The sequence below is a fragment of the Sulfitobacter sediminis genome, assembly GCF_040811725.1.
Lineage (GTDB): Bacteria > Pseudomonadota > Alphaproteobacteria > Rhodobacterales > Rhodobacteraceae > Sulfitobacter > Sulfitobacter sediminis.
Map to the genome: position 1 here is coordinate 1 of NZ_JBFNXX010000056.1, position 6,967 is coordinate 6,967.

The window sequence follows — 6,967 nt, forward strand, 5'->3', positions numbered from 1 at the left end:
CAAAACCTGTGAATTTGAGGAGTCGTGGCACAAGAGATCAGATGGGAGGTTCTTAGCCGGACTACGGGCCGCAGGGGTTACACCCGAAGACATCGACTTTGTAATGTGCACGCATCTTCATATCGACCACGTGGGCTGGAACACGCGACTTGAGGATGGACGGTGGGTGCCGACGTTTCCAAGCGCAAGATACATTTTTCCGGCTTCAGACCATGATCACTTCAGCTCCGAACCAGGTGTGGCGTATCAGGAGAGCGTGCTGCCTGTACTCGCTGCAGGCCAAGCGGAACTTGTGGGGCCGGATCACAAGTTGGGAGATTATCTTTCGCTCATTCCAACGCCGGGTCACACGCCTGGGCATGTGGCGGTCGAAGTCGCCCATGCGGGCAAAGTAGCGATGGTGACAGGTGATCTTATGCATAGCTCTATTCAATGCCTGAAGCCTGAATGGAACTTTGCATATGATCACGAACCTGAACTGGCCGCCGAAAGCCGAAGACAGTTCCTCGGAATGGCAAGCCAAAGACAAGACCTGGTTCTTGGTAGCCATTTCCCGCTGCCATCTCATGGAAAGGTCGTCGCTCAGAGCGATGCATTTGCGTGGCTCGAGGATTAGATCATTTGATGACCGGCACGCACCACGCGGAAACAGGGAGATAGCAAATGGCTGATGATCCTTACAGAATTGCAGACAAGGTCGACGCCAACATGCTTGAGATGATGGCATCTCGCCTCGAAGAACGCGGACAAGATGCTCGGTTCCTGCAAATGATAGACGACTATCTGGACGCGGCGCACGTTTCGGAAGCGAGAGAGGTTCTTGATCTTGGTTGCGGAACAGGCGTCGTCGCTCGCAGGATTGCGGCTCTTCGTGGGTTTGAGGGCCGCGTCACAGGTATCGACCTCAGCCCTCAACTGATTGCCAAAGCGCATGATCTAGCCACTTCCGAGGGCCTTGGAGACAAGACAACGTTCTGCGCTGGCGATGTACGCGGCTTGGGCTTCAAGGAAGGCCAGTTTGACGTGACTGTTATGCACACGCTTGTTAGCCACCTCGACGATCCGGCAGACGCGCTACGTGAAGCGGCACGCGTGACGCGGTCAGGAGGGGCGATCGTCGTATTTGATGGCGACTATGCCTCCTCGACTTTAGAGACTGCGGACCCGGATCGTGCTGCAGAAATTGACAACGCTATGATCGAGGCGACGGTCACACAGCCACGTGTCATGCGGCGGCTTCCGCGGCTTGCAAAGGCGGCGGGTCTTTCCGTTGAGCGGTGTTTTTCCTACTTGATCGCCGAAGCCGGTAAGCCGAATTTCTTTGAAGGGCTGATCAACACAATCGGCCCTATGCTTGTCAGTTCAGGCGTATCTTCTGAGGAAGAGGCAGCGGCGATAGCCGAAGACCTGAAAGCGGCTGCAGATGAGGGCACGTTCTTTGGTGCCTGTAACTACTATGGATATGTGCTTCGGAAATCGTGACCGACGCCAAGACTACCTTGCTCTTCGAACGTGCACAGAATTTAGAGCGGGTTGGCTGTCGGTAAGCTTTAAGGAGAACGAATTCGAACCATATCGAAGCCTTGAGAACGCCAGATGCGTGCTTCGCGGACGAAGCGGTCTTGAGGCAAACCCGCTCAGCGGTCTCCGACGTAGATGCGAAGGGTCTCGCGGATCCATTTGTGCATTTCTGACTGATGCAGGCGGTCAGGCCATCCAACTGCAATTTCGAATGGCTTGAGGTCGAGGGGCGGTTCCTGAATGACGAGTGTTTCAGGAAAGTCCTTGACCAACCGTTCCGGCAAGACCGCCACCAGATCCGTTTCCGAGAGGATTTTCGGTGTCAGCGAAAACGTCGGCACGACAAGCCGCACGTTTCTGGATCGACCCAGGGCGGCCAGAGCAGCGTCCGTCACTCCAAATCTGACGGCCTCGTGGGGGGATACAAGAAGGTGCTCCGCCATGCAGAAAGCGTCAAGCGATACGGAATTTGCCGCAAGTGGATGATCGCGCCGCATGGTGAGAATGTAACGATCGGAAAACAGCACTTTTGTATGCAACTGCCGCGGCATCAGTTCGGGAACGGTCAGAACGAAATCGACACTGCTCAACCGTTTGTCCGAAACGCCGATTTCACCCAGAAAACTCTGAACTGCCACGTTTAAGCCCGGCGCCACGTCGGGCAGAGCCCGGATCAACGGAAGGACGACTGTCGCAATGGCGTAGTCGGCTGCTGCTATCAGGATGGTTCCTTCGGCTGTGTCGGGGCTGAAGGCATCTGCGTCCAGCACATTGTCCAGCGCTTGTAGGGCCTGGAGCACTCTGGGATAGACCTTGTCAGCCGCCGGAGTAGAAACGACACCGTGACCCTGGCGCACGAACAGAGGATCGCCCATCAGTTCCCTCAAGCGCGCGATGGACCCGCTCAACCCTTGCTGGGTAAGCCCCAACCGTTCTGCTGCTCGGGATATGCTCTCTTCCTCGTAAGTCGCGGCGAAGGCAAACAGCAGCCGCGTATCCAGACGTCGTGTATCGCTCATACTTGTATTATTAACAGCTAATACCTGTTTGTTCGATATATTGTTGTCGGGTTAGCCTACGGTCATCAACATTGCGAAAGGTGCCCAACAATGGCGGATCCAAACGTGAAACTATACTTCTTCAAATGCTCGATTTCCGAAGATCTCTATGGCGCCTGTCATGTTCCGAGCGGTGAGCCGCTACCGACTCCCGGCGGCGGCAAGTGGCTTCCGGTTGACAGTCTTGACGCTCTCGGCGCGGCTGCCTCGGGTTTCGACCCTGATGCTGCCGCTCACGACATCGAGAAGTGGGAAAATCATTGGTTCACGTCCATTGGACCCCGCGAGATCTATTGGGGCCCCGACGGGCCGCCAGAACATTTGGTGCAATGCAACGTTGGCCAAGCTTCTGCGGATGCTGACTGATGACCGACATCCCGACTGCATCCCAGGTGTCGGTTTGGCGTATCGGGAGCATTGGTGATATTTGGAGATACTTTCGCGCTCCTAGGAAGGAACAGAAACAGTCTGGTGAATTTATAGACGCCTCGATCGAATTCGATGCCAAACAATTGCGCGATATCGGTCTGGCCAGGTGCGAAATGCTTTGCGATGCTCACGAACAGACCAGAAAAGCGTATCCTTTCTGAATTCGAAATGCCAAAGGAAGGCAGGTCTGCTCGCGTCAAACATTGCAAGGCTCTTTGATGAAGGAGGAGCAATGCTGAACGTCGACTCCGGGCTCGAGGCCGACATCTGAGTCCTTCTATCGGATGACCGATAAGCCACCGCAAGCAGTCACTTATGACAGGTCCGAGCTGTGGCCGCGTCCGCTTTTGCGCCCCAACGACTGCTCTTACCAACACCGACCATTCGCTGCGGCTGCGTCCGGTGTCTGACACGCGGAAAGAGCTGCCGTTTGGCATTTTCCTTCGCCTACGTGGCCAATAAAGAACAACAGCCTTACAGTACTCGGTGCTCACCCCAGTTTAGCCAAGCGGCATCTTCGGGCGACAGAAGAGACGCGCAGCGGTCGTGATAGCGCGCGATATCGTCATCGCTCAGACGACCTTTCCACTTGTTGGATGTCCCCGATGCAAAGAACTTGGCGTGGTCGACGAAGGGTGAGGCCTCGGCGAAGCGGTTTTCGCTGGCTTCGGCCACCTTGCGCATGCTCGCAAAGGTATTCGCCTCCGTTATGTCAGCCAAAACCTGCGCTGAAAGATCTATCTTCAGAATGTCGGCAAGGCGTTCGATCTGGCCGTAAAGGTCCCTGCTCAGATCGGCGTAATGAAGGAAATGAACATTTCCTTTGCCTTCGCGGGCCCGGGCCTGAAGGTAATGATAAACTATGGAAGATACAGTCATGATGTCCGTACCCGCATCGGTCAGAGGTCCATCGAGGAACTGGCAGAAGCCATCTTGGATATCTTCGGGAAACATCTCTGCCAGAGGACCTGGATCTTTCATGTTCTCAACATGGCTGCGAAACGAGAAGTGCGCATCCACAGGATGACGATATACAACGATATAGGTCGGCTCTGCCCCGTACGAGATGCCGTCCATGGGCGTATGGCTCTTCAAGCAGCGTCGACGTGTCAGGCTGGCTTGCTTCGCCGCGATCGCTTTTCGGTCCCGAAACCCGCAGTCAAGCCAGGGTGCCTCGTCTCGGCCACCTGCTTCGGGCACGACCTTGCCGTGTATCAGCATCATGACGATGTTCAGCGTCCAGGTGGTTCCGCATTTGGGAGGCGTGCACACAATCACGTCGTTGGACCGGAGTTCGAATTCGTCCCAGATGTCGGTGTTCGTTACTGGGCCAACATAGTCGCGGAGACGTTCTGTTCGAACTTTTTGCATTTCAATTTACCCCTGCCGGTACCTCACATTAGCCGCGCAACATCAATCCGAAAAGCGATTTGAAAGTACGGGCGGGGCAACTAGCGGTCATTGCGCACCATTTCAAAATCAATCTACTCCAGCGTTGATTGAGAGAAAGTACAAATGTCATAATCCTCTAAACGAGGGAGGTTAGCTGATGTTGAAACCACTTATATTGGCTTGTGTACTTGTCGCAGGCAGCGCAGCAACGGCGTTGTCACACGATGTGCAGGACCCGGCGACGCTTCAAAAACCGAACATACGGGATTTGCTATCGACTTCGTTGGAAAGCGCCGAGGGGCTTGAGGTGATCGTAAGCCATGTTGCCCTACCGGCCAATGTAACCTTGCCCATGCATTGGCATCCCGGAGAAGAATTTGCCTATATATTGCAAGGAAGTGTGACCCTCATCTTAGAGGACGAAGGTGAGCACGAAGCCTTTGCGGGCGACGTGGGCGTCGTACCGCTGAAAAAAGTTCATACAGCCCGATCAGGAAAAGAAGGAGCAACCATCTTGGTGTTCCGGGTTCATGAGGCGGGGGAACCCGGCAGGATTTTGGTTGGCGACTGATCCTTCGAACCAAGCCTGTGCACAGACCGACAGTTGAATGGGCACGAGATTTCAAGCGGCCTGGCACTTTTTGCACTCACACTGCCAACCCAACTTTTGACCACCCGTCGCGCCAGCGGTCAGCACAGGTTGGAATTGAGAAAATGGGCAACCGGGTGGTCTCGGCAATAGAAGTCTCGTCCGGAGCGGTTGCTCTCAAATCAGTGACTGCTACTTTTGCTGCATCTATGTCGCCAAGTTCGGCGAGCGAAGCAATAAGCATCAGGTGGCTGATCAGGAAGGCGGAACGCACTGACAATGCTTGGCGAAAGGCCTGCACGGCCTCTTGATAGCGTCCCAGGTGAAACAAAGCGCTGCCCTGCGCCAGGAAAGCGGCGTGGCGCAAAGGATCACGCGGACTGAGTTCTACCGACCGGGTCGCATGCTCCAACGCATTCTCTGGACGATCCAGAAGAAAGAGATTGATAGATGCCAGCATGTGAACAGTCGCTGCGTTGGGATTTTCCGACAAAGCTTCCTTGAAGGCTGCCCTTGCGCGGGACAAGTCTCGTGCCAACATAGAGATAGAGTGCGCGGCATATGCCTTTGCGATGCCATCCGCGCGATCATTCCGAAGAACCCGCTCTGCCGCCGCTACGGCTGATCCTGGGCCTTCATCGACAGGTTCCAGGCCTTGCACGAGACGTTGGATGTGAAGCCATGCTAGCAAACCTGCCGCGGCGGCATACTCCGGATCTCGATCCAAAGCCAGCTTTGTTAGCCGTATCGCCTCTTTGTTGTCTTCGTCGGTCAGCAGGTGAAAATGCGAGACCGCCCTTAGGTAAAGTTCGTAAGCTTGCAAATCCTCCGTGGGTTTGGCGCGCGCGCGGATCGTTTCGGCGTGCCGCAAAGACGGTTCAATGGCCGTCACCACGTCCAGCGTGACCTGGTCTTGAAGATCGAAAATATCGTCTAACACACCATCGAAACGGTCCGCCCACAAATGGCTGCCATTTTCAGCATCAATGAGCTGTCCAGTGATGCGAACGCGCTGGCCAGCGCGCCGTACAGAGCCTTCTAGAACATACCGGACTCCAAGGGCGCGGCCAACTTCGCGGATGTCAGTACTTTTCCCCTTGAAGGTAAACGACGAATTCCGCGCGACGACCATGAGCCATCGGAACCGCGACAACTCTGTAATAATATCTTCGGTCATGCCATCCGCAAAGAATTCCTGATCCGGATCACCGGACATGTTGTCGAATGGAAGAACCGCAATTCCCGGCCTGACATCCTTGTTTTCGGCAAAACCGGCTGTCGTTCCTTTTGGCCAGCGCCAAACTCCGATGCGGCGCGTGATGTTTTTTAGCTCTGTTTGCTCTCCGCCGTCGAAAGATGCTGCATCACCTCTATCAAGACTGTTATGCGATGTATCCGAGATGAGCACCTGATCTGGTTGGGCGAGGGCCTCCAGACGCGAAGCAACATTGATGCCATCGCCGAATATGTCATCGCCATCGGTAACGACTTCCCCCGTGTGAATCCCAATTCGTAGCTTTATTTGACCGGGTTTCTGTGCGGATTGCACTGCGATCGCGCATTCCGCCGCTTCTGATGTTGATGGAAATTCGACAATCCAGCCGTCGCCCATGCTTTTGATCAATGAACCATTGTGTTCTTCCAGTATCGGAAGAAGCGTTTCTTCGCGGAATGCCTTAAGCGCGCCGATTGTGCCAGTTCGGTCATAATCCACCAGCGCTGAGTAGCCGACAATATCAGCTGCCATTACCGTGGTAAGCCTTCGTTCCATGCACCTCTCCTAATATCCGTAACGTTAGCTTTGTGTGTTAGGTCTGTCAGCCCGTTCGACGGATTTTGAAAAGCGTGGATAAGCGGAAAGCACAGCTTCTTGAGCTGAGCAGCGAGTAGAACGTCTGCATTGGGCTGATTGTGTTGAAAAACTCTGCTTGAGCGATGCTCTGACTGCTGATTCACTTCCCTTGAGATTAGGGAGGTC

The 6,967-nt window shown here is 54.7% G+C and carries 8 protein-coding genes; 5 read left to right on the plus strand and 3 right to left on the minus strand.

Annotation, left to right across the window (positions count from 1 at the left end; translation table 11 throughout):
• A partial coding sequence (locus tag AB2B41_RS22730; protein ID WP_367880113.1) for an MBL fold metallo-hydrolase occupies window positions 1–616 on the plus strand: 616 nt, incomplete at its 5' end.
• 47 nt (window positions 617–663) lie between these two features.
• Window positions 664–1,482: a methyltransferase domain-containing protein gene (locus AB2B41_RS22735; protein WP_367880114.1), complete on the plus strand. Its 819-nt coding sequence runs from the start codon at window positions 664–666 to the stop codon at window positions 1,480–1,482.
• A gap of 155 nt (window positions 1,483–1,637) precedes the next feature.
• On the opposite strand, the gene AB2B41_RS22740 is transcribed toward AB2B41_RS22735, so the two are convergent.
• Window positions 1,638–2,540 (minus strand): LysR family transcriptional regulator, encoded by a 903-nt coding sequence (locus tag AB2B41_RS22740; RefSeq protein ID WP_367880115.1) that lies wholly within the window; start codon window positions 2,538–2,540, stop codon window positions 1,638–1,640.
• Window positions 2,541–2,630: 90 nt separating this feature from the next.
• Between AB2B41_RS22740 and AB2B41_RS22745 the strand changes: the two genes are divergently transcribed.
• Together AB2B41_RS22745 and AB2B41_RS22750 are read left to right on the plus strand one after the other, a co-directional pair.
• A complete protein-coding gene (locus tag AB2B41_RS22745) occupies window positions 2,631–2,945 on the plus strand; it encodes a hypothetical protein (protein ID WP_367880116.1) in 315 nt (104 codons plus the stop codon).
• Window positions 2,945–3,169, plus strand: a complete 225-nt coding sequence (locus tag AB2B41_RS22750; protein WP_367880117.1) for a hypothetical protein — start codon at window positions 2,945–2,947, stop codon at window positions 3,167–3,169. The genes AB2B41_RS22745 and AB2B41_RS22750 overlap by 1 nt, the downstream gene beginning before the upstream one ends.
• A 313-nt stretch (window positions 3,170–3,482) precedes the next feature.
• On the opposite strand, the gene AB2B41_RS22755 is transcribed toward AB2B41_RS22750, so the two are convergent.
• A complete protein-coding gene (locus AB2B41_RS22755) occupies window positions 3,483–4,379 on the minus strand; it encodes a sulfotransferase domain-containing protein (protein WP_367880118.1) in 897 nt (298 codons plus the stop codon).
• A gap of 178 nt (window positions 4,380–4,557) precedes the next feature.
• Here AB2B41_RS22755 and AB2B41_RS22760 point away from each other — a divergent pair, with 178 nt between their 5' ends.
• Window positions 4,558–4,971, plus strand: coding sequence for a cupin domain-containing protein (locus tag AB2B41_RS22760; RefSeq protein ID WP_367880119.1), 414 nt, complete (start codon window positions 4,558–4,560; stop codon window positions 4,969–4,971).
• A 76-nt stretch (window positions 4,972–5,047) separates the two neighbouring features.
• On the opposite strand, the gene AB2B41_RS22765 is transcribed toward AB2B41_RS22760, so the two are convergent.
• Window positions 5,048–6,760, minus strand: a complete 1,713-nt coding sequence (locus tag AB2B41_RS22765) for an adenylate/guanylate cyclase domain-containing protein (protein WP_367880120.1) — start codon at window positions 6,758–6,760, stop codon at window positions 5,048–5,050.
• Between the last annotated feature and the right edge of the window lie 207 nt (window positions 6,761–6,967).

Coding starts and splice junctions, on each gene's coding strand:
- AB2B41_RS22735 (WP_367880114.1), top strand. CDS start 664: ATGGCTGATGATCCTTACAGAATTGCAGACAAGGTCGACGCCAACATG.
- AB2B41_RS22740 (WP_367880115.1), bottom strand. CDS start 2,540: ATGAGCGATACACGACGTCTGGATACGCGGCTGCTGTTTGCCTTCGCC.
- AB2B41_RS22745 (WP_367880116.1), top strand. CDS start 2,631: ATGGCGGATCCAAACGTGAAACTATACTTCTTCAAATGCTCGATTTCC.
- AB2B41_RS22750 (WP_367880117.1), top strand. CDS start 2,945: ATGACCGACATCCCGACTGCATCCCAGGTGTCGGTTTGGCGTATCGGG.
- AB2B41_RS22755 (WP_367880118.1), bottom strand. CDS start 4,379: ATGCAAAAAGTTCGAACAGAACGTCTCCGCGACTATGTTGGCCCAGTA.
- AB2B41_RS22760 (WP_367880119.1), top strand. CDS start 4,558: ATGTTGAAACCACTTATATTGGCTTGTGTACTTGTCGCAGGCAGCGCA.
- AB2B41_RS22765 (WP_367880120.1), bottom strand. CDS start 6,760: ATGGAACGAAGGCTTACCACGGTAATGGCAGCTGATATTGTCGGCTAC.